At 49.1% G+C, this 22589-nt stretch carries 22 protein-coding genes, 1 tRNA gene and 1 pseudogene; 11 read left to right on the top strand and 13 right to left on the bottom strand.

What is annotated here, in order from left to right:
- Positions 1–122: 122 nt before the first annotated feature.
- Positions 123–204 (top strand) — tRNA-Leu (locus ETF27_RS06500).
- A gap of 180 nt (positions 205–384) precedes the next feature.
- Here ETF27_RS06500 and ETF27_RS06495 read toward each other — a convergent pair.
- The 5 genes and pseudogenes from ETF27_RS06495 to ETF27_RS06475 form a co-directional block, all read right to left on the bottom strand.
- Positions 385–609, bottom strand: a complete 225-nt coding sequence (locus ETF27_RS06495) for a hypothetical protein (RefSeq protein ID WP_130830690.1) — start codon at positions 607–609, stop codon at positions 385–387.
- A 56-nt stretch (positions 610–665) separates the two neighbouring features.
- Positions 666–2162 carry an RNA-binding domain-containing protein gene (locus ETF27_RS06490; RefSeq protein WP_147785612.1) on the bottom strand — a complete coding sequence of 499 codons (1497 nt, stop codon included), beginning with the start codon at positions 2160–2162 and terminating at the stop codon, positions 666–668.
- An 8-nt stretch (positions 2163–2170) separates the two neighbouring features.
- Positions 2171–2650, bottom strand: a complete 480-nt coding sequence (locus ETF27_RS06485; RefSeq protein ID WP_130829842.1) for a HEPN domain-containing protein — start codon at positions 2648–2650, stop codon at positions 2171–2173.
- Positions 2631–3704 (bottom strand): DUF262 domain-containing protein, encoded by a 1074-nt coding sequence (locus tag ETF27_RS06480; protein ID WP_130829843.1) that lies wholly within the window; start codon positions 3702–3704, stop codon positions 2631–2633. Before ETF27_RS06480 ends, ETF27_RS06485 begins: the two co-directional genes overlap by 20 nt.
- Before the next feature lie 43 nt (positions 3705–3747).
- A pseudogene (locus tag ETF27_RS06475) lies at positions 3748–3936 on the bottom strand (tyrosine-type recombinase/integrase); the annotation flags it as partial.
- Positions 3937–4112: 176 nt separating this feature from the next.
- On the opposite strand from ETF27_RS06475, the gene ETF27_RS06470 reads away from it, so the two are divergent.
- Together ETF27_RS06470 and ETF27_RS06465 are read left to right on the top strand one after the other, a co-directional pair.
- On the top strand, positions 4113–5486 hold the full coding sequence (locus tag ETF27_RS06470; RefSeq protein ID WP_147785611.1) for a DUF5687 family protein: 1374 nt from the start codon (positions 4113–4115) through the stop codon (positions 5484–5486).
- Positions 5487–5515: 29 nt separating this feature from the next.
- Positions 5516–6220, top strand: coding sequence for an ATP-binding cassette domain-containing protein (locus tag ETF27_RS06465; protein ID WP_130829951.1), 705 nt, complete (start codon positions 5516–5518; stop codon positions 6218–6220).
- Between the two features lie 287 nt (positions 6221–6507).
- Here the strand turns inward: ETF27_RS06465 and ETF27_RS06460 are convergent, their stop codons facing one another.
- Positions 6508–6936 (bottom strand): transglycosylase SLT domain-containing protein, encoded by a 429-nt coding sequence (locus ETF27_RS06460; RefSeq protein WP_181951337.1) that lies wholly within the window; start codon positions 6934–6936, stop codon positions 6508–6510.
- A 467-nt stretch (positions 6937–7403) separates the two neighbouring features.
- Here ETF27_RS06460 and recF point away from each other — a divergent pair, with 467 nt between their 5' ends.
- Together recF and ETF27_RS06450 are read left to right on the top strand one after the other, a co-directional pair.
- A complete protein-coding gene (recF, locus tag ETF27_RS06455; RefSeq protein ID WP_147785614.1) occupies positions 7404–8519 on the top strand; it encodes a DNA replication/repair protein RecF in 1116 nt (371 codons plus the stop codon).
- Entirely contained in the window at positions 8512–8802 is a 291-nt protein-coding gene (locus tag ETF27_RS06450; RefSeq protein WP_130829845.1) for a DUF721 domain-containing protein, read from the top strand. Before recF ends, ETF27_RS06450 begins: the two co-directional genes overlap by 8 nt.
- A gap of 77 nt (positions 8803–8879) precedes the next feature.
- Here ETF27_RS06450 and ETF27_RS06445 read toward each other — a convergent pair whose 3' ends face one another.
- From ETF27_RS06445 to ETF27_RS06425, 5 genes are all read right to left on the bottom strand, one after another.
- The gene (locus tag ETF27_RS06445; protein WP_130829846.1) at positions 8880–9389 is read right to left on the bottom strand and encodes a hypothetical protein; all 510 of its coding nucleotides are present in this window, start codon (positions 9387–9389) and stop codon (positions 8880–8882) included.
- 63 nt (positions 9390–9452) lie between these two features.
- The gene (ruvC, locus tag ETF27_RS06440; protein ID WP_130829847.1) at positions 9453–10031 is read right to left on the bottom strand and encodes a crossover junction endodeoxyribonuclease RuvC; all 579 of its coding nucleotides are present in this window, start codon (positions 10029–10031) and stop codon (positions 9453–9455) included.
- 1 nt (position 10032) lies between these two features.
- Entirely contained in the window at positions 10033–10677 is a 645-nt protein-coding gene (locus tag ETF27_RS06435; protein WP_130829848.1) for an MBL fold metallo-hydrolase, read from the bottom strand.
- Positions 10678–10697: 20 nt separating this feature from the next.
- On the bottom strand, positions 10698–11321 hold the full coding sequence (gene rsmG, locus ETF27_RS06430) for a 16S rRNA (guanine(527)-N(7))-methyltransferase RsmG (RefSeq protein WP_147785610.1): 624 nt from the start codon (positions 11319–11321) through the stop codon (positions 10698–10700).
- Positions 11322–11338: 17 nt separating this feature from the next.
- Positions 11339–12106 carry an RsiV family protein gene (locus ETF27_RS06425; RefSeq protein WP_240048141.1) on the bottom strand — a complete coding sequence of 256 codons (768 nt, stop codon included), beginning with the start codon at positions 12104–12106 and terminating at the stop codon, positions 11339–11341.
- Positions 12107–12170: 64 nt separating this feature from the next.
- Between ETF27_RS06425 and ETF27_RS06420 the strand changes: the two genes are divergently transcribed.
- From ETF27_RS06420 to ETF27_RS06395, 6 genes are all read left to right on the top strand, one after another.
- A complete protein-coding gene (locus ETF27_RS06420; RefSeq protein ID WP_147785609.1) occupies positions 12171–12809 on the top strand; it encodes an HAD family hydrolase in 639 nt (212 codons plus the stop codon).
- Positions 12810–12868: 59 nt separating this feature from the next.
- Positions 12869–13687, top strand: coding sequence for a 3-methyl-2-oxobutanoate hydroxymethyltransferase (gene panB, locus ETF27_RS06415; RefSeq protein ID WP_130829851.1), 819 nt, complete (start codon positions 12869–12871; stop codon positions 13685–13687).
- A gap of 45 nt (positions 13688–13732) precedes the next feature.
- A complete protein-coding gene (locus ETF27_RS06410; protein ID WP_240048140.1) occupies positions 13733–14425 on the top strand; it encodes a tetratricopeptide repeat protein in 693 nt (230 codons plus the stop codon).
- Between the two features lie 219 nt (positions 14426–14644).
- Entirely contained in the window at positions 14645–17116 is a 2472-nt protein-coding gene (feoB, locus tag ETF27_RS06405; RefSeq protein WP_147785608.1) for a ferrous iron transport protein B, read from the top strand.
- Between the two features lie 26 nt (positions 17117–17142).
- Positions 17143–18048, top strand: a complete 906-nt coding sequence (locus ETF27_RS06400) for a patatin-like phospholipase family protein (RefSeq protein ID WP_147785607.1) — start codon at positions 17143–17145, stop codon at positions 18046–18048.
- A gap of 224 nt (positions 18049–18272) precedes the next feature.
- Positions 18273–20027, top strand: a complete 1755-nt coding sequence (locus tag ETF27_RS06395) for an endonuclease (protein ID WP_147785606.1) — start codon at positions 18273–18275, stop codon at positions 20025–20027.
- Between the two features lie 108 nt (positions 20028–20135).
- Here the strand turns inward: ETF27_RS06395 and ETF27_RS06390 are convergent, their stop codons facing one another.
- Positions 20136–22124 (bottom strand): hypothetical protein, encoded by a 1989-nt coding sequence (locus ETF27_RS06390; protein WP_147785605.1) that lies wholly within the window; start codon positions 22122–22124, stop codon positions 20136–20138.
- Between the two features lie 36 nt (positions 22125–22160).
- Positions 22161–22340, bottom strand: coding sequence for a hypothetical protein (locus ETF27_RS06385; RefSeq protein WP_147785604.1), 180 nt, complete (start codon positions 22338–22340; stop codon positions 22161–22163).
- Positions 22341–22589 lie beyond the last annotated feature (249 nt).

Below are 22589 nucleotides of genomic sequence, written 5' to 3'. Positions count from 1 at the left end.
ACTTGCTGGTTGACTCTGCGGTCTCCTGATTTCTGTTTTATTTTTTCAAATTCTTTGTAAAAAATTTGTGTTGCCTATATTTTTTTTGTACCTTTGCACCGCTTTTATAAGAAAAGCGTTTTGCCCAGATGGCGGAATCGGTAGACGCGCTGGTCTCAAACACCAGTGGAGCAATCCATCCCGGTTCGATCCCGGGTCTGGGTACTTTATAAGAAAGGGAAGTAACTGAATATCAATTAGATGTGGTTACTTCCTTTCTTTTTGTTGGAACATTGGTGCAACATTTCGGAAAATATTTGGTTTCGGCTCATGTTGAGGTTCTACATTCCGACCTCAATAGGAATAAAAAAGGCTACCCGGAGTTAGATAGCCTTCATGTAATTATTAGAATTTTTCATATTCTTCTTTGCTGATTTCGTAACCGTACATCTTAGACTCAAAAATATCTTTGTCCGTAGAATCAACCTCAACTTCTTTACGTCCTCTACGCTTTATAAAACAGTGTGTTGATTTATCTATAACTACAATTCTTAAAACAATGTCCTCGTAGTCATCTTTGAGGTAAACTGTTCCCTTTTTGAGCTTACTACATAAATTTACCAAATCCATGGTGTATCATTCATTAATCTTCAAACCTTTATCTAATTCGTCGAACTCACGTTATTTTAGTATATGATTTCCCAAAAACCATTTTTATCAGAGCCTACTCTACGAAGATATTTGCCACGCATTTTTTCAATATTTCGCATGATAGTACTTCCATTCAGTCCTGTAATTGTTGCCATTTCATCCTTAGTTATATAAGGATTTTCAACCATTAACTGCAAGATGGATATACGATTAGTTGTGAGCTTTTCTCCATTTACAGTTGCCTTTTCAATTAACCTCTTAATAAGGTTCTTGCTGTTTACAGTTGCATTTTGGGTATTTACAGTTGCATTTACAGTCCTCTTTTCTGCATTTGCAGTTGCATTTATTTGGTTTTTAACTTGAGATGAACCCTTCGGTATTGTAATTTTCAAAATAAAATCATCAAGATGGAAAGATAAATGTGGTGTACCATTAGCTTCCAACTCTCTGCACACTCGATCCACACCCTCACCAAATTCCTTTACAAAGTCGTATGCTTTAAGGAATTGGGCTATTTCTGGATTGCGCGAGAAATGTGTATGACGGATGTTAGAGGGCTTGACCATTCCAGGTAATCTGCCGGGCGATTCGAATACAAGGCGATTGTCAAACATCTTAATTTGGATTTCCGTACCCTTGATATTGTAGGCACGGTGGCAGCAAGCGTTAACTACCATTTCTTGTATCACAAACTTTGGGTAATCTCTGTTGGTTACAAACTGCCCATGCTGTCCTAGGAAAGTATGTTCCTCCACTTGGGTTTCAAGATAAGCTATCGTGGCCTCCACCTGATCAAGTATGGTTCCTTCAAAGGTTACGTCCTTAATCACGTTCATTTCTGCACCCACTCTCTCTTCTGTACCTTTATAACGGATAAAGCGAGTACGCCCACGGGGAAAGAATTTTTGAGGATATTTACCAAACAACAGAATGCAAGCCACACTTACTTGCTCCTCTCCCTTTGCATTGGTAGTTATGAAGCCATTATTCTCATGTAGATATTGATTGGCAGACTTGGCATAACCAATCAATTCTGTATATCTTTCGACAGCGGTCATATCAATATCATCTACCGTAGCACCATACACAGCCGTATCCTCATAGTAGCGCTCTCCCTTATCGTACATCAATTGTATGCGTTCTTCAAAAGACAACTTTCTACTTTTATCGCCAACACGCATATAGGCTTCGTCTGCCTGATTAGCATGTAGTTCAGAACTTGCAGGAATATGCATCAATAAAATATGATTTTCGTTTCCATCTTTATCCGTGCATGGTAACAAGTCGCTGGTAATAGACACAGAAGGATTACAGAAATCCAAAGGAACACGAAGCAACTCATTCAACTTTTCCGCATGCTGGTCAACTCCTTCTATCTTCCTTGTCTTGTCAGACACACCGATAGCGATATCACCACCGTCAGCATTAGCAAACGCCACAATGGTAATAGCCAAAGCCTTCGGATCAATTTGAATGCTTTTGCAATCAAAAGTCTGGTCTTCCTTGCGGGTTGTTATTTCTTGTATTGTCATAATGCTAATTATACCATAACTACATGCAACGCTTTTATTATTTTCTTTCCAAGTTCATAATCATAAATACATTCATCATATGAGAGATTTATTCGATTTGCATGAACATACGAATGCCTACCTTGTATCAAGTTTTGATAACAGGATCTCACAGATGGCTCAACATGTTCCACTGCTGTAATTTCTGTTTCAAAATTTATAGCCAAAGTATTATCGAATTTTTTGATTTCCTTTTTTAAATCAGATATCTCTATTCTTCCATTTAATCTAGAAAGATAATTTTGAATAAAACTGCCAAATAAATGATGTTTGTTAGAAGCATAATCTATAAATATCTCCTTTATAGCAAGTTCATATGAAGTTACAGCACTTACTGAGATTGCGCCAATAAACTTAGGTAAGGCTACTGGCGAAATATGAGATTTTAAAGTATTGATCTCACTAATCAACTCGTCTGCAGGTTGAAACTTATCGGTGTAAGCCATCATTAAACAAAAAGGTTTCTACATATTCAAATCTTTCCTTAAGGATTTTTTCATCAGTTGTAGCTAATGTTGTCAAATCCGTGAACTTTTGATCTACAAGAAGCTCTTCATATCGCTGAGGTAGATTTGCCGGTAAATTATCTATATGCAACAAAATCTTGCAAAAGACAGAATCAAACAAAGATACATTAAAAGGTCCGCGCACATGAAAGGGCTTACTTCTTAACTCTGAATTAATATAGCCTGCTGTTCTTTCGAAAGCAATAGCAAAGCTATCTATGTTTTTACATGCATTCATATTGCTTTTAGCTACTTTATTGAGGAACTCTTTCATCGGTTTTTCATATCTACTTAGATAGTAAGCTAATCCATAAACTCTTAAAATTAACTCTATGTCTGATTGATTTTTAACAAAGTCTTTCTTGTTTATAACTTTACGCCATGATGGATTTTTATTTAGTTCCTTCAACTTATTTAAAAAGTCACTTCTAAATACGCAATTCCTTATTTCTTGTGGCTTAAGGGGGGTTCCTCCTGTATTTAGTCGTTCAAAAATGTGGTATACAGATGTATTTTCTTTCGTAGGTGAAAGTTGTCTTATATTAATAGCTCTCAGTACAGAAGAAGCAAGTTTTCTTTTATCTTTATCGTCCAAATCATTATAAGTACAATTATAAAACTTGTTTTTAGAATTTAGTCCCGACAATTTAAAAACCTGTCGTTTCCCTGTTAGACTCTCTTTACCAAAGTATCCTTCAAAAAAATAAACAATACTTAATAAACGCTGCTGACCATCAATGACCAAATTCTTGTTCTCATCATCAATGTATAAAAAAATAGGAGGGACTGGTAGCCCTATTAAAAAGGATTCAATGAGTAATGATGCCTGTTTTATATTCCAAACATAACCGCGCTGATAATCAGGAATCATAATGTCTCCATTTTTAAACATTTCAACAAGTCCCATTAACGTATAATCAGAAGGATAAGATGTAATATCGTATTCTATATTAATCACCTCTTCCGCCTCATTGTCTGAAAATTCAAAGTCTTCCATATTTTTTAGTTTAATAATCCTTTGCAAATATAACATTATTATTTTATATAGTAGTCAATTCTGGCAAACTATTTATAGCTTCACTTTTCAATTTATCCACCGCACGAGTATATTTCTCGGTGTGTTTTAGTCCACTATGCCCTAACAAGTTGGCAACGGTCTTGATGTTGATACCATTGTTCAGGATATTCACGGCAAAGGAGTGGAGAGAGCCATGCCAACTGATGACTTTTAATGTCGGCAGACTCGCAATTTTTCCCGGTGACACGGAAAATCAAGGGGAAAGGTTTGTTTCTTTTGTTCGCTTTTATTACCTTTGCAGGATAGGGGAACTGCCCCCCCTTTTCTTATCTTTGCAGAACAGCAGGGTGGGGGGAGGAGGGATTTTGCCCGTGGAGAAATAATGATATGCTGAAACTGCTCATCAGACTGTGGCTCATTCGGAAACGACGCAACTTTCGTTGGCGCGCGTTCTTCATGGCATTGTATGTCTATGTGGTCGGCGCATTGTTGGGCGTGGCAACTTTTCTCGATTCGGGACTGACTGTTGGCGAGTTGCAGACTTGTGTGCCGTGGCAGAAAGTGGTGCCCGTGGTGGCAGCCCTCATTCTTCCTGTCGATGTCCTCGTGAAGCTGTTTTTTAAGCGCGACACGGCATTGCCCGATGCTTACATCCACACGCGCCCCATCGCTTCGGCTGCGTGGAATCGCTTCATCCTCTTTTCCAATGTTTTGGATTTTTGGAATCTCAACTGGGCGTTGCCTGCCGCGGTGGCAGTCTTCTTGGTTCTTCCGCCGGTGCAGGCGTTGTTGTGTGGGTTTGTTTTCCTCGGTGTGTCGCTTGTCAATGGTTTGGCCGTTACCACTCTGCGCAAGGCGGATGGTTGGAGCTTTAAGTTGCCCGTGGTGTTGGCTTTTCCGCTTTGGTTCGTCCTCGTGTTGGTCTGGAGCTTCAATCCCCTTGTGCTGCCGTGGCATGTGCATCTGCCCCTCTTCGTTGCGTTGTGCGTCCTTGCTCTCTGCCTTGTCATGGCATATTTGGACAAGCTCAAGAGCTACAACGAGTTGCGGCGGCGCGTTGGCAACGTCGGCGGCGCGAGTGTGCGCTCGCTCTATGCCATGGAGTTTCGGGCGTTCCGTCGTTCCGGTCGGTTGCGTGCGCAACTTGTTCTGCCCTTTTTGATCGTGTTGCAAGCCTATCTCTATCTCCCCGATTACTCCTCTTCCGGCAATCCGCAATTGCTTGCCATTGTGCCACTTGCCACCATGAGCCTTGCTTTGATTTATCTGCAGGTTACCTTTGCCGTGGAGGGAAACTTCTTTGACGGGTTGTGGACGAAGCCGGTGGGCATTTGCAGAATGCTTCTGCGCAAATACTATTTCGCCATGCCGCTCACCCTTGCCGGTGCGCTCTGCATGGTGCCCGCCTGTTTTCTCTATCATGTTCCGCCTTTTTTCGTGCTCTCCTGTGTTGTGTTCTGCATTGGTGCGTGCAACCTGTTGCTGCTGGCTTATTGCTTCACCAATAAACGGCTCAGTCTCTTCGAGAGTGGGTTCATGAACATGCGGGGGGCAACGTTCTCCGTGTCGTCGTTTGCGTTGGCGGTCTGCGTGATACTGTTCGCGCTGTTGCCCTCGTTCTTCCTCACCGAACAACGGGTTTACTTGTTTTTCAATGTCAGCGGACTGCTTGGGTTGGCGCTCCACCGACCTTTCATCCGGCGGATGGCGCACCGCTACGAGTGTCATCGCCACAAATATTTTGAACGTTATCGGGAATGATTCCCCTTAAAAAAAACATTATCTCGGAAATGGACATCATCATGGAAAATCTGCGAAAGACCTACGGCAACCAAACGGTCATCGACATTCCCCGGCTCACCCTTCGTTCCGGACAGCTCGTGGGACTCGTGGGGAACAACGGGGCAGGCAAGACCACCCTCATGCGGCTCATCCTCGACCTGATAAAAGCCGACGGCGGACGCGTGCTCTCCGGCGGAATGCTCGTGAGTGGGGACGACACGTGGAAGACCTACACGGGTTCTTACATCGACAAGCGGTTTCTCATTGATTTCTATACGCCCGACGAGTTCTTCGACTTCATTGGCGAGGTGTATGCCATCGACCCCGATGCGCTCAAACACCGGCTGGAGGCGTTCGCCCCGCTGATGCGCAACGAAATTTTGGGAACGGGGAAATACATCCGCGACTTCTCGGAGGGCAACCGTCAGAAGATAGGAATCATCGGGGCGATGCTCATCCGTCCGAAGGTGCTCATCCTCGACGAACCGTTCAACTATCTCGACCCCTCTTCACAAATCGTTACCGCACGGCTCATCCGGCAGATGAACAAGGAGCTGGGCGCCACCGTGCTCATTTCCAGTCATAACCTGAACTTCATATCCGAAATATCCGACCGCGTGCTGCTCATGGAGAAAGGCAGCATCGTGAAAGACCTGCTCTGCATTTCCGGTTCCGCCGAACAAGAGCTTCAAGCCTATTTTGCGGCACTCTGAAGTTCATTGCCGCCTGACGGGACACATTCGACCCGACCGGCAACATGAAATAACATTACAAAAACCGAGTTCGCAACACGCCTCGCAACTTGTTGATAATCAGGATAATATTAATTGCGATTTAAAAGCTTGTCTTTTGTTCTCCGATTCATGACCTTTTGCATTGCAAAAGCTAAGCTTTTAAATTGCAAAAGCCAAGCTTTGGGGAGATGAATGAAGAAAATTTAAGACACCGTTTTGGGATGACCATAAAAAAAAGAGGCAAACCTGCCTCTTTATCCGTGTTTTTACAAAAAACTCATTACTTTGTTGAAATAGCCCTGTGTTTTCCTGATGCTGTAACGCACGCCCCCATTCCAAAGGCGGATGGCTCGTTCCACGTTGTTGCCCGGATTGTAAACCGACTGTATCAGTAAAAACATCTCACGCGACTTGGAGGGGCTGAAGCGGTCGGAAAGCGAAAAACGCTTTTTCTTTCCTCGCTTTCGCAAAATTCGGTTGCACTCGCTCACCAAAATGGGGGAAATCTGTAAAATCCCAACGTGCGGACCATTCACCGCTCTCGCGTTACCCTTGCTCTCCACTTGGATGATGGCATTCAACACCGGCGTCCAATTAAAACCACTGTTGGCTGCTTCGGTGTCTGCCGCTTCCACAAATTGTGGAATGAAAATCATTAAAATTGCAATAATCGTACTTCTGAAAATTCTCATCATTTAATTATTTCCGAAACCTTGAAAACACATTCCGAAGAAGTATTTTCGCGACACGTTCCTATGTGAGAATAGAGTTACCACCGTGCCTTAGTTTCATGTTAGCGGGCACAAAGGTAAGTAAAAACAGATTGATTATCAATTAATTAAGTATTTATTAACAAACTTACACCTTCAACCGTTTGCATGATAAACTTTGCAAAAGAAACAAAAAATACTTGGTATTTCCATTTATTGTCTCATGTCGCAAAATCATGAATAATTGTTATTTGAACGCCCAAATCACTTACAAAATAACAAACCGGCCGCGTTGCCGACCTCTGAAAAACCGTTGCCGACCGTGCAAGTCCGGCGGAAATAATAATCGTGGCGATATTGCCGTTTCAACGGAATTTGCTATCTTTGCAGAGACAAAATTTCAAGAAGTGCGGCGACAGAACCCTGCACGCGCCCACACACATACCATCATCATGCAATTAGAGAAAATCTCCATCATCAACTATAAGAACATACGCACGGCAACACTCGAACTGTCGCCAAAGCTCAATTGCTTCATCGGACACAACGGAGTGGGGAAGACCAATCTGCTCGATGCCGTTTACTACCTCTCGTTCTGTCGCAGCGCGTTCACGCCGAAGGACTCGGAGGTGATGCGACACGAAAACGACTTCTTCGTGCTGGAAGGCACCTACCTCACCGATGAGGGCGAAACCCGACAGGTGTATTGCGGCATGAAACGCGGAACGAAAAAACACTTCAAACGCGACAAGAAAGAATACAAAAGACTCTCGGAACACATCGGGCTTATCCCGCTGACGTTCATATCGCCGGCAGACAGTGCGCTGATTGAAGGCGGAAGCGAGGAAAGACGAAGATTCATGGACACCGTCATCGCACAATACGACCGCCGATACATGGAACTGCTCACGCTTTACAACAAAGCATTGCTGCAGCGCAACAAACTGCTCAAACAAGAGGACGAACCAGACGGCACACTCATGGAACTGCTGGAGATGCAGATGGCAGACTATGGCACACAAATCTATCAAAAGCGAAAGACCTTCACCGAAGAACTCGAACCGGTGTTCCAATCCATCTATCAAAAAGTGGCAGGCGAACGCGAGCGGGTGGCATTGGAATATGTGTCGCACGGACAGCGGGGCGACTTGCTCGACGTCATTCGGCGCGACAGGGCGAAAGACCGCATCATGGGCTTTTCGCTTCACGGCATTCACAAGGACAATCTGCTCATGACACTCGGCGGATACACCATGAAGCAAGTGGGCAGTCAGGGACAAAACAAGACTTACGTGCTGGCGTTGAAACTGGCACAGTTCCACTTTCTGAAACAGGCTTCGGGCAACAGAACGCCACTGCTGCTCTTGGACGACATCTTCGACAAGCTCGACGCTTTCCGGGTGGAACAAATCGTGAAACTCGTCTCGGGCAACGACTTCGGTCAAATTCTCATCACCGACACCAACCGCGACCACCTCGATAAGATTTTGCGCGACAGCGATTTCAACTTCAAGCTCTTCGGCGTGGACGATGGGGAGATAAAAGAAAGGGGCAAGGCAGATGTTTAAACGAAAGGTACACTCCCTTGCCGATGTGTTGGGAAAGACATTGCGCGAAGGCGGACTGGAAACGCCACTGTTGCAAAAAAGACTGGTGGACGCGTGGGACACCGTTGCCGGACCCACCGTCAGCCGCTACACGGGTGAGAAGTACATTCGCAACCAAACTCTCTGCGTGAAGATTACCAACCCCGCCTTGCGGCAAGACCTCTCCATGATGCGTTCGCAATTGGTCAGGCGGCTCAACGACAGTGTGGGGGCTTACGTCATTGCCGACGTGAAGATATTTTAAGTTCTTCCCCGTGTTGCCCATCGCCTGTCTGCCGATGGAAACGAGGGAAATGCAGCCCCCCTCATTGCCTATCGGTTTCAGAGTTTCTTTTTCACTTCCTCAAGGGCGTCAATCCAATTGGTGTCGAGCGAGAACTGCGTGGGGTAGTCGTTGCGATTGTAGTAGGCGTGCACCAATTCCTTATCGTTGTCGTTGTAGAGCGGATGGTTGATGCTGGCGTTGCGGAAGATTTTTATCACCCTGCTTTTTTCTTTTTCGTCGGCAGCCTTGGTATATTCCTTGGTGAAGAGATTTACGAAGCTGTACATATAATATGCCATGGAATCGAGCCGGCTGTTGAGGTGTTTCACTTCCTCTGCGGTCAGTGCTTTGTCGTCTTGAGTGGATAGCGCGATGAGTGTTTTGGTTTGCAGATAGGAGATGGCGTCCACCTTGAACGATGCCACCTTTCTTGCCTCGGTGTCTTCCTGTTTGTTGGTTGCCACCTTATAGGCACTGCGATAAATTTGCTGATAGACGCGGTTTTGCGCTTTGATGCCCGTCAGTGCAACGAGCGTGAGCGCGATGGTGAGTGCTATTTTTCTCATTTTCTTTCGTTTTATTGTTTATCTGACGTTTTTCGCTTCTTGTTGTTTAAAACGCCTTAGTTTTTATTTTGTTATTCTGGAGCTGTTTTTTTTCACAAACTCTTTCCACGATTTCATGTGTGGTGCGTCGTTTTCGGGTCGGCTCATTTGCAGGAAGTGGCAGTATGCCGCCGCGAGTGCATCGGTGGCATCCATGAAGTGTGGCATTTGGTCGTCGCGCAGGTGGAGCAGCCGTTGCAACATGGCAGCCACCTGTTCTTTGGGTGCTGCTCCGTTGCCTGTGATGGCCATTTTTATCTTCAGTGGTGCATATTCGTGTATGGGTACGTCCGAACGTATGGCTGCCGCTATGGCGACCCCCTGTGCCCTTCCGAGTTTGAGCATGGATTGTATGTTTTTTCCGAAGAAGGGTGCCTCGATGGCCATCTCGTCGGGCAGGAATTCCCGAATGATGCCCGTTACGCGGTCGAAGATTTTTCCCAACTTCAGATAGGTGTCGTTCTCCTTTCTCATGTCCACCACTCCCATCACCACCAATTCGGCTTTGTTTCCCTTTATTCGCAACACGCCGTAGCCCATGATGTTGGTTCCGGGGTCGATGCCGAGTATGATTTTTTCGGATTGTGGTTTTTGTTGTTTCATCTCATCGGTCCATGAAGGGGTTGTGTGCCAGTTCGTACCCAATGGTTGTTGTTTCTCCGTGTCCGGTGCAGATTTTGGTTTCGTCGGGCAGCTGCGACAGTTCTCTGAGGCTGTTAATCATCCGGAAGCGGTTTCCTCCGGGGAAGTCGGTTCGTCCCACGCTGCCTTTGAAGAGAGTGTCTCCGGTGAAGGCGATGCCTTCCTCCCTGCAATAGAGCGTTACCGAGCCGGGAGTGTGTCCCGGTGTCTCCATGATTTCGAGTTGGTGGTTTCCGAATCGGATGGTCGTTCCTTCCTCGTAGTATTTGATTTTCTCCGGCAGTGGGAAGTCCAAATTCATGTTGAAAAGTTGCTTTGCCTGTTTGTCGAGTCCCTCCATGAGTGGTGCGTCCCATGGCGAACATTCCACCGGCAGTCCGTATTTTGCTGCCATTGCCCCACTTCCGAATTGATGGTCCAAGTGGGCGTGAGTGCCGATTATGCGCATGGGTTGCAGCCGGTTATCGGCTATGAAACGGGCGATTGCCTTTCGTTCTTCCGGATAGAAGGCACCGCAATCTATGATGACACATTCCCTTGTGTCGTCCCACAGGAGGTAACAATTCTCCTGTAGCATATTGCACACAAATCTTTCTACCTTTATCATGTTGCTTGTTTTTTTTCGTGTTATGCAGGAACGTAGATGAGCTGTTTTGTGGCGAACCATTCCTCCTCGAACCATTGCGAGAGCAGTTCTGTCATTGCCACCTTTCCGAAGGGGGCGAGCTCTTGGCTCAGGTTGCCTCCCTTGAGTGCCAGCACCCCATTGGGAAGCGCGTTTCTACAGTTGCTTGCGATGTTTTTGCGCACGATTTTCATCAGGTCGGGCAGGGGCATGACCGCACGCGAAACAACGAAGTCGAACTTCTCTTTCTCCTCTTCTCCCCTCAAGTGTTGCGCCCTGACGTTCTCCAGTCCGATGGCATTTGCCACTTCCGTTGCCACCCTGATTTTCTTTCCCGTCCCATCAATGAGCTTGAAGTTGGCGTTGGGGAAGAGTATGGCGAGCGGTATGCCCGGAAAGCCGCCCCCGGTGCCGAAGTCGAGCACATTGGTGTCGTCCTTGAAGCCGATGAGTTTGGCGATGGCAAGCGAGTGGAGCACGTGGTGTTCGTAAAGATTGTCGATGTCCTTTCTCGATATGACGTTTATCTTTTCGTTCCAGTCGCGATACAAGTGGTCGAGAGCGTGGAACTGTCGGATTTGTCTTTCGGTGAGATGAGGGAAATATTTGGTTATGATGTCTGTCATTGTCGTTGCTGTCTTTCTTATTTCTTCAGAGTGAGGCGCACCTCCTTCGGATTGATTTCTCCCGGTGTATAAATAAACGTTACGGAATCGTCATGCAAGATGAAGTTCTCGGACGGATAGGCATCTATGCCCACGAAGTAGCCCGCTTTGCGAATGCCTTTGGTGTCGTCCTCATCGAGTCCGAGCCTGTCGGCAAGTTGCCTGATGATTTCGGTGGTAAGCTCCGCTTGCTCCTCCTTGTCGAAAGCGTCGTCGAGGCGAATTTCCCTGCCCGTGTCGGGGTCGAAATTGTGTGCCAGACTGTATTCCGATGTCGTTTCTCCCGTCTTTATTAATATGTGCGACAGATAGACGAGGTTTTTCCCCTTTCCGGGCATGATTTTCGTGTCGATGCTGAGTTCCCAGTTCAGTTGGCTTCTGGCGCGTTCCCGGTCGTGAAGCCACTGCGCAATTTCGGAATATTCCTTCGCATACCGCTCCACGAGATAGCGAACTGCGCTTATCGGTTCCAATTTCTCGTACCGGATGGCGAAGTAGTTGGGTTGCAACGTGCCCATGCGCAACAGCGAATCGTTCACCGCCGCATAGCGACTTCCTTTCAAATAGGTGAAATCCACGTGAATGTGGCACACCTTGTCGCTTCGGAACCTCACCACCGAGTCGGCCACGGCGTGCGCCACGGGCAGCGTCATCTGCTTGGGAGCGACTTGCTTCTTGGCACATCCCGCGAAGGAAAGTGAGGCAATCAGGATTGCGAAAGCGATGTAAAATTTCTTAACCATCATAGATTGGTGGCAAAGTTACGAAAAACTTTCGTAACTTTGCATGCCGATGACAAACAAAAACAAAATGACAAAAGCCTGTTTATTCGATTTGGACGGGGTGGTGTTCCATACCGAGCCACAATACACCGTGTTTTGGGGCGAGGTGGGCAGAACCTTCCATCCCGAGATAGAGAATTTCGAGCACAAGATAAAGGGAATGACGCTGCAACAGGTTTACGACCTGTATTTCGCCGGCGATGTTGCAGCGCGGAAAACCATCACTGCCCGGCTCAACACCTTCGAGGCAAACATGGAATTTCCCTACATTGACGGCTTTGAGGACTATCTGGCGCACATTCGGAAAGAAGGCATCGCCACGGCGGTGGTAACGAGTTCAAACCAAGCCAAGATGAAAAGCGTTTACGAGCGGCACCCCGATTTCTGCAAAAGCTTCGACCGTGTGTTCACCTCCGAGGACTTCAGCGAGAGCAAGCCCTCGCCCGACTGTTATCTGCGGGCAGCCGCCCACTTTGGCGTGCACCCTTCCGAATGTATTGTCTTTGAAGACAGCATCAACGGATTGCGTTCCGGTTTGGCTTCCGGGGCGCGTCTCATTGCCCTTGCCACCACCCTTCCGGAAGAACGGCTGAGGGATTACACCCCGGAGGTGATAGCCGATTTCACGGAATTGCTCTCCGCCACGGAAAAAACAAAAAAAGAATAGGAAAAACAAGAAAAAAATCCGGGGGAAACCTGTTCCCGGAGACGTTAGAACAAATAAAAATGGGATATTTAACTACTGACAAGAAGAAGATTACGGCAAACACCTTTCTCAAAATGAAACACGCCGGCGAGAAGATTGCCCAAATGACGGCTTACGACTTCACCACGGCGCGTATCATCGATTCAGCCGGGATTGACAGCATCCTCATCGGCGATTCCGCCTCCAATGTGGTCTGTGGCAACGATGACACGCTGCCCATCACCATGGACGAGATGATTTATCACGCCAAAGCCGTGGCACGCGCCTGCGAACATGCCCTTGTGGTGTGCGACATGCCCTTCGGCAGCTATCAGGTGAGCCGCGAAGAGGGCGTGCGCAATGCCATCCGCATCGTGAAAGAGAGTGGCGTGGATGCCGTGAAACTCGAGGGAGGCGAAGAAATTGCCGACACCATTCGCGGCATCGTGCAAGCCGGCGTGCCCGTTGTGGGACATTTGGGACTGACCCCGCAGAGCATTCATAAGTTTGGCGGCTACGGACTGCGTGCCGGGGAGGAAGCAGAAGCACGTAAACTGATGGCAGACGCGAAGGCACTCGATGCCGCCGGAACATTCTGCATCGTGCTGGAGAAAGTGCCCGCAAAGCTCGCCGCGGAGGTAACGAGAACCGTCAAGGCGGCAACCATCGGCATCGGAGCAGGCAATGCCACCGACGGACAAGTGCTTGTCTCTGCCGATGCGCTGGGAATGACCCGGGGCTTCAAACCGAAGTTCCTCAGACGGTTTGCCGACGTGGCACAGTGCATGACCGAAGGAGTGGAAGCCTACATACGCTGCGTCAGGGAAAGCAGCTTTCCCGCCGAGGAAGAGTCCTATTGACCGACATCTGCCGCAAGCTCATCATCAACATTCAACCTCATGCCCATGAAACATTGGATTATCCTCATGCTGCTCTCGGCAAGTATCTCCGCCGGAGCGCAGAACCATGCAAGGCGCGACTCGCTGCGCATGTTGCAGGAACAGCTCGACCAAGCCCCCGACAATATCGACCTGAGGCTGCAGTGCGCCGGATGGAAAGTGTTGCTGGAACAATGGGAAAGCGCGAAAAACGATTACGACCAAGTGCTGAGAAAAGACCCCGACAACGTCTCCGCACTCTTCTATCGGGCGTATGTAAATGAACGATTGGGCAGGTACAACTTCGCACGGCAGGACTATCACAACCTCTTGCGACAGGCTCCGGGAAACTTCGAGGCACAACTCGGACTCGCGTTGCTCAACCAAAAAGACCAACACTACACGGAGGCACTCGACGGCATCAACCGACTGGTGGAGCAATATCCCGACAATGCTGTGGCATACGCGGCGCGGGCAGGCATCGAGGCAGAACGCAAGATGTATCTCTTGGCGGAATACGATTTCACGCAAGCCATCCTTCGCGATCCCGAAAATAACGAATACGTGCTGCAACGCATCGACGTCTATCTGCTACAGGACAAACGCGACCAAGCCAAACGCGACCTCGACCGGCTCGTCAGAAAAGGTATGAGCAAGCCCGCACTACAGGAATTTTACGACCGTCTCAAGCAACGCCGAACTTCGCACGCAAAGCATTGACCTGCAACTTGCCTGCCATCGACAAGAAGCTCACGCCACGCCACCGGGAAAAAACGAATGTGCCTACCGAAAAACAATGACCCGGACACCCTTTTTCCGACAGTCGAACCCCGGGAATCCCAAGACGAATACCCACTATTAGGTATTTTGAGGAACTTTGGCGCGCAGCCGCCACGCAATCACTCTTTTCTTCGTATCTTTGCACAAAAGGAAAAAAGCATGAAACTATCAGAACTGAAAACCGGCGAAACCGGTGTCATCGTGAAAATATCCGGACACGGAGGTTTCAGGAAACGAATCATGGAAATGGGGTTCGTTGATGGGAAAATAGTAACAGTGCTGATGAACGCGCCTTTGCACGACCCCGTGAAATATAAAATCATGGGCTACGAGGTAAGTCTGCGCCACAGCGAATCGGAACTGATTGAGGTGGTGGCAATCTCCGGGAAACGACCCGCCGCCGACAAGCACTCCGCCCCACAAACCAACCTTGCGGCTGAGCTTGGCGACCCTTCGGAAAAACCACTCACGCCCGACCGGCTGACCATTGCCGCCAACAAGAAACGCCACATCATCAACGTGGCACTCGTGGGCAACCCCAATTGCGGAAAAACATCGCTCTTCAATTTCATATCCGGCGCACACGAGCGTGTGGGCAACTATTCCGGCGTAACCGTGGATGCCAAATACGGATACGCCGATTTTGAAGATTACCACTTTGAAATCGTCGATTTGCCCGGAACTTACAGTCTGTCGGCATACAGTCCCGAAGAACTCTACGTGAGAAAACAACTCACGGAGAAGACCCCCGACATCGTCATCAACATCCTCGACGCCTCCAACTTGGAGCGAAACCTCTATCTCACCACACAACTCATCGATATGCACATCCCCATGGTGTGCGCCCTGAACATGTATGACGAAGCACAAAAGCGAGGCGACAACATCGACTACAAACGCATCGGCGAACTGTTCGGCGTGCCCATGGTGCCCACGGTGTTCAGGAGCGGCGACGGCGTGAAGCAACTCTTCCACGTCGTCATACAAAACTATGAGGGACGAAAAGGCGACTTCCCCGCGTTCCGACATCTGCACATCAACCACGGACACGAGATAGAACACGGAATAGCCGACATTCAGGAACACCTGAAGCGCGAATTGGACATCCGACAGAAATATTCCACACGCTATCTTGCCATCAAACTGTTGGAAAACGACAGCGAGACGGAACAACTCGTGGCGCAATTCCCCGATGCCGGAGAAATCATCAGGCACAGGGACGAAGCCGCCCGACGCGTGAAAGAGGAAACGGGAAAGGACAGTGAGACCGCCATCATGGACGCCAAGTACGGATTCATCAACGGAGCATTGGCAGAAGCAGGCTACACCACGGGAAAGAAGAACGACACCTACCTCACCACACACAGAATTGACAAGGTGCTGACCCATAAATACTTGGGATTTCCCATCTTCTTCCTCATCCTGTACGTCATGTTCACCACCACCTTCACACTCGGACAATATCCCATGGACTGGATAGAAACGGGAGTGGGATGGCTTGGCGAACTGATTACGAACCATCTGCCCGACGGACCCGTTAAGTCGATGCTTGCCGAAGGCATCATAGGCGGAGTGGGGGCAGTCATCGTCTTCATGCCGCAAATCCTCATCCTCTATTTCTTCATCTCCTACATGGAGGACTGTGGCTACATGGCGCGAGCGGCGTTCATCACCGATAAGCTCATGCACAAAATGGGATTGCACGGCAAATCGTTCATACCCCTCATCATGGGCTTTGGCTGCAACGTGCCGGCAATCATGGCAACGCGAACCATCGAGAGCCGGCGAAGCCGACTCATCACCATGCTCATCCTGCCCTTGATGAGTTGCTCGGCGCGACTGCCCATCTACATCATGATAACGGGCATATTCTTCCCCACACCCTACCAAGCCCCCGTCATGCTGTCGCTCTATGTCGTGGGCGTGGGAATGGCAGTGGTGGCAAGCCGGATATTCTCAAAATTCGTCTTCAAGGGCGAGGACACACCGTTCGTCATGGAACTGCCTCCCTACCGATTCCCAACATGGAAAGCCATCGGACGCCACACGTGGGAGAAAGGAAAGCAATATCTGAAAAAGATGGGAGGCATCATCCTCGCCGCATCCGTCATCGTCTGGGCATTGGGCTACTTCCCCTTGCCCGACAATCCCAACGCCGACAAGCGCGAACGACAGGAGCAAAGCTACATAGGACGACTGGGGAAAGCTGTGGAACCACTGTTCGCCGCACAGGGCTTCGACTGGAAACTCGACGTGGGGCTTATCTCCGGAGTGGGAGCAAAGGAGATAGTGGCTTCCACCATGGGCGTGCTCTATACCGACGACGACAGCTTCGGCGAGAGCGACCTCGATGCCGGGAACGGAAAATACGAATTGCTGAGAAGACAGATGACCGCCAACGTGGCAAAGCTCCACAACATCAGCCCGGAGGAAGCCGAACCAGTGGCAAGGCTCACCGCCTACGCGTTCCTGCTCTTTGTCCTCTTGTATTTCCCATGTGTTGCCACCATCGCCGCCATCAGGAGCGAAACGGGGAGTTGGAAATGGGCACTCTTTGCCGCCGCCTACACCACGGCATTGGCATGGGTGGTGAGTGCCGTCGTGTTCCAAATCGGCATGTTGCTGCTCTGACGTCCCGACGGCAAAACGCGAGAAGCATGAGAATCATAGAAATCATAAGACAACGCCTTTCCGGAAAACCACCCGAACACCGCAAACGAGTGGCATTGGTGCTGTCGGGGGGTGGTGCGCGCGGCTATTTCCACATCGGTGCCATCGAAGTGCTGCAAGAGCGTGGCTATGTCATTACCTCCATCGCCGGAACCTCCATCGGCGCACTCGTCGGCGGCATCTTTGCCAATGGGAAACTCAACGAACTGAAACAGCGAATCCTGAACTTGAACCGAAAGCAAATCATCGGTCTGATGGACATCAAACCCGGACTCGACCATTTGGCAACGGGCAACCGACTTGTAGAGTTCCTTCACGACTTCACGAGCGATGTCAGAATCGAAAATTTGCCACTCCCTTTCTGCTGTTGTGCCTCCGACCTCATCAGTGGCAGGGAAAAAGTCTTCACCACCGGCTCGTTGCTCACCGCCATTCGGGCTTCCATCTCCATTCCCTGCTTCTTCAGTCCCATCCACGAGGGCGGCAGTACGTATGTGGATGGCAGCGTGCACAACATCCTGCCGCTCGACCGCGTGCAGCGAACAGAGGGCGACTTGCTCGTGGCTGTCAATCTGAACGGTTCCGACAACGAGCCCCACACCGCCTACGCAAAACCGAACAAGACGGACAACGGCTTCCTTGCCGGACTGCGCAAGGCCATTCCGCTGCCCAAATGGCAATTCTCCGAAAACTACATGAACATGGTAATGCGCGTTACCAACCTTATGTTGCAAACCAACACCCGACTCGCACTCGGCATCACGCCTCCCGACATCTGTGTGGAACTGCCCATGAACCGCTTCGGACTCTTCGACTTCGACAAAGGTGCAGACCTCATCCGCTTCGGAAGAGAAGAGATGGCACGGCAACTCGACCGTTTCGAGTCGGAATAAGCAGAAATACTCAAAATTATTTGCCACAATCTTTTCCGTTTGTTTGTCGGAAAAGTCTTTCGGATTGACCGGGGAAGGTAACTTTGCGCCCCATGTCGCAAAATTACAAAATGATGAAAATGCCACAATTTGTCTCACCGCAACTTGTGAAAATAAAATGGAATGATTATCTTTGCAAAGCTACCCGACAAGAGAAATCCAAAACAATTACACAAATAAATCAGATGAAAAGAAACTTACTCAACACAACAATGACCCTGCTGCTGCTCGGAACGAGCCTCGCGGCACAAGCCATCGACCGCCGGGCACTGGCGGAGTATGCCCAATCGCTGAAAGGTCTGAAGAAAGCGGAATTGAAAACTGCCATCTTCAACATCATCAAGAGTCCCAAAACGCTCAGGTATGGCAGCGGAAACCGCAGCACGTGGTGGGGCTTCTACCGCACCGACCGCATCGGAAACACCATGGAATGTAGAAACCGATACAGCGACGTGAAATTCTATTTCTCGGGCGACAACGGCAATTCCATTCAGGGAATGAACATCGAACACTCGTTCCCCAAGAGCTGGTGGGGGAAAACAAAAAACGATGCCTACAAAGACTTGCACCACCTCTATCCCTCCGACGCAAAGGCAAACAGCAGCAAGAGCAACTATCCCATGGGCATCGTTACCTCGGGTTCATCGGCATCCGACGGCAGCGAGAAAGTGGGCATGGGACCCGGTCCGAACGGAAAACTCATCAAGATGTTTGAACCATCGGACACCTACAAAGGCGATTTCAGCCGAACCTATATGTATATGGCAACTGCCTATCAGAACCTGACGTGGCAGGGCACACAGGGCTTGCAGGAGTTGGAAAACAACTCGTGGCCGACACTTCGCCAATGGGCTTACACCATCTACACCGAATGGATTAAGAACGACCCCGTGAGCGACATAGAGATTGAACGCAACAACGCCGTGGCTGCCATTCAGGGCAACCGAAACCTCTACATCGACTATCCTTATTTGGCAGAATACGTGTGGGGCGACAGCATGGACGTGTCATTCGACCCTTACACCTCCATCACCACTGCCGACAACGACCATCGCTACGGCAACCAAACGGCTCCGAAGGTGGAGACACCCATCTTCAACCCGGCGGAAGGCTCCTACATGACTCCCATCAACGTAACCATTGCTTGCGCAACGGAAGGGGCAAAGATTTATTACACCACCGACGGCACCCAACCAACGGCAGAGAGCACGCCTTACACCCTCCCCATCGACATCGAGACGACCACCACGCTGAAGGCTGTGGCTGTGTTGGGAACAGACGTAAGCAAGGTGGCAACAGCCGTTTACACCATCACTACCGCCGGCGAACTGCAACACTTCAAGAAGATAACGACGCTTCCGACGGACAAACGGAAATATCTGCTCGTAGTGAACGAAGCCGGGAAACTGAAGGCTGCCAAACCTGTTGATGCTTCCGCCAAGGGCTATGGCTATCTCCAGGTTGCCAACGTAACCGAAAAAGACAACGTGATAGAAATCTCCGGGGGCAACGAACTCATCTACACCTTGGAAGCTGCCAACGGAGGCTTCAGAATGAAGGATGCTTTGGGACGGTATTATTATCAGGATAAGACCTTCTCCACCTTCACACCGACCAACGATCCGGAGAAGGCTGACACATGGCTCATCACAGAAAATGGGGACGCCACGTTCACGATGAAAGCTGCCGACTCGGGCAACGTCATTCAATATTCGCCCAAGTATCATTCCTTTGGCAACTACGGCAGTCCGTCGGCAGGCAACCTCTATCCCATGCTCTATGAGTCGTTGGAGAGTGCCGGCATAGACAACATCGACACCGATTCCGACACGGTTCGCGATGCTGCCATCTACAATCTGAACGGAGTTCGCATGAACTCTGCCAAGCCATTGCCACGTGGCATCTACATTCGTGGCGGAAAGAAATTCGTGGTGAAATAATCTGCAAGGACACGACAGAAAGAGAGAGGGGGTGTGCCAATTTCGGCACACCCCCTCATCATTATAACAGCGACAATGGAAATGTCGTCTTGCTTCGTTCCGTTGCGATTAGAACCTGCGCGTTCCGTCGGCGTTCAGGATGCTGCGGAACATGTTGTATTTCGCGGCATCCAAGGGTTTTGTTTCGTCACCGCTTACATATACGGGGCGAAGGCAGTTGCCTTGAGCTTTTGCCGCGATACCATAAGTCCACATATTCGTTCCAAAGGCCATGCCCCTGCCACTAAGTGCGCTTTGTCTGGAAGACCAGTATTGTCCTCTTGCCTGCGAACCCTTCAACACGAGGCGGTACTGAACCCTGTTGTCTGCCGTACCCGCATAGAGTAATCCCGCCATCGGGAGGAACAAACCCTTGTTGGCAAGCACAAATCCGGTTACGTCCTCAAACTTCCATAAATTGTTCGTTCCGGTGGGGAAACTTACCAAGGCTCTGGAGCCCGTGATTCCGCCGGTTGTGGCATCGGAGAAGTAAGCACCATAAATCTTGTTTCCCTTGTCGGTGTAGCAGAATGCCGGAATGACGGTTTTGGAATTATTCATCAAGTTTTGCAATTCTTCCTCCTTTGGATAACGATACTGGTAATTGTATGGTTTATCGGGATTGGTTGTATAGAAATACACGATATCCCCCCTCGTTACTTTTGACCTGTCGGTGGTGGGCTTGTTCTCTTCGTAGAATTTCATGGAGATGTCGTATCCGTCTTTAGCAGGCGGTGTGGCAAGGTATTTTTTCTTCGGGAAGTTGGTTACGTCGCTGATGTCGCCCCATCGGAAGAGGTCGAAGTCATTGGGATCCGCACTGAACTGACCGTTGTAATTATCGATGTACCAGTTCTGTGAGCCGATGAGTCCCTTGTCGCACTTCACTTCTTTCGTTCCATTTACATAGTCCGCTTTCGTTGGTTTGTCGGCATAGTTGCTGATCCACCACTGTGCGGGCGCGATGCCCCAGTAGTCTTCCGTGCCATCGGTGTAATGGATGAAGTTACCCGTTGCCCACTTCGTGCCTGCCACTTCCACGTAAGGTTCTGCCTTTGGCATCTTCATGTTGGTGATGGTGGAGCGATAGGTCATGTTGGAAGCAAACGTTTTGTGCACATCCTTCGTGTAGATGAAGCCATCGGTTGTAATCAGCGTGATGGTGATGTCTTGGCTCACTTCCGGGAAGAGTGCCACCCAGACAAATCCTTTCTCCATGTTGATTGCCGATGCTTTGTTGCCTTCCACGTCGATGGCGTAGTCCTTGTCCTGTTCGCCACCGATGAATTCTCCGTTGGTGAGGTCCAGCACCCCGGTCGATTTCACGCCGTTGATGAGCAGTTTCTTGATGTTGGTGATGTACTGTCCTTTCGTGTCCTTGAACTTCAGTCCCCAGAACGACACGAGGCGTTTGAGCTGCACGTTGGCTTTCACCATTCCGTCGTGGTTCACTTCGGTTGGTTTTGTTTTTCCCCAGTTGTAGTCGTAGTTGGCATCGATGGTCGCCAACTGTCCGTCCTGTTTGCTGAGGTTGAGCAGGATTTGCTTCTTTACTTTATCTGCCCCGAGGTAATACTCAATGGTGACGGAGTTGTTGTTGTCATCCTTCACCGTCTCGCTGGTCTTTACCGCAGCCACTACGTTGTTTACGGCGTAGTTGGAGCTTGCGGGATAGAAGAAAGCGATGTCGCCGTTTGGCGACAGCTCGGTTGAGCTTTGGATGGTGCCGTTGAAAGTAGAGGCTTGTGTGTTGCCTTTCTCGGCTTCCACGTTGCTGTAATTTTCCAACGAACCCTCATCGCCGTCGCCGCAATTGAAGGCGAGCATTCGGTCGCCCACTTTCCATTTCGATGTTATCACGTTTTGGTCGTTTAGCGCGAGTACCTTGCGGTGGTTGGTGGTTGCGTCTTCGTTGTTGTTCACTGACACGCACAGCCGGTACACGTGTTGTGCGTTGGCCGTCTTGTCTCCTTGAAAATCGTCTTTATCGCTGCAGGCAGTGATTCCGAGCAGCATCAAGGCTCCGCCGAGAAGCCCTAAAACATATTGTTTTCTCATTTTGTTGTCGGTTTTTGGGATTAGAAACTTAGTTGATTACCACTTGATTCTCTCTTCATCGAAAGAATCGTTCTCCAATTCGATTGGCTTTGCCAACTCGTCATCGCCACCATCTCCGGTGTTGCCTTTGCTACTGCTTACGGCTGCCAACAAGTGTTCTGTCGATACTCTCACCCTGTGGCATTGCGGCCTTAGATAAAATGATTTTGCTGTCATAGATTTTTAATTTTATGATATTAAAATATATTACTGTCCGCTAAACATAGAAATCCTCATTCCAACTCATTGAGACACAATAGTTCGGATGACAGCATGTTAGTGACAAGCCCCCTTATTCATTTTCTGTTACCTCGGGTGGCGATTCAGCCGCTGCTTCAAGCATGAGTTTCATGTCGGCATCCGGCATGTTGAAGAAATTATTCATGTTGAGGTATTCCATAAGTACAATGCGCACCATAGTAGCCA

The organism is Prevotella brunnea, from assembly GCF_008016795.1.
Classification (GTDB): domain Bacteria; phylum Bacteroidota; class Bacteroidia; order Bacteroidales; family Bacteroidaceae; genus Prevotella; species Prevotella brunnea.
The sequence above is the reverse complement of the archived record's forward strand: the minus strand, read 5'-3'. Positions and strand labels throughout refer to the sequence as shown.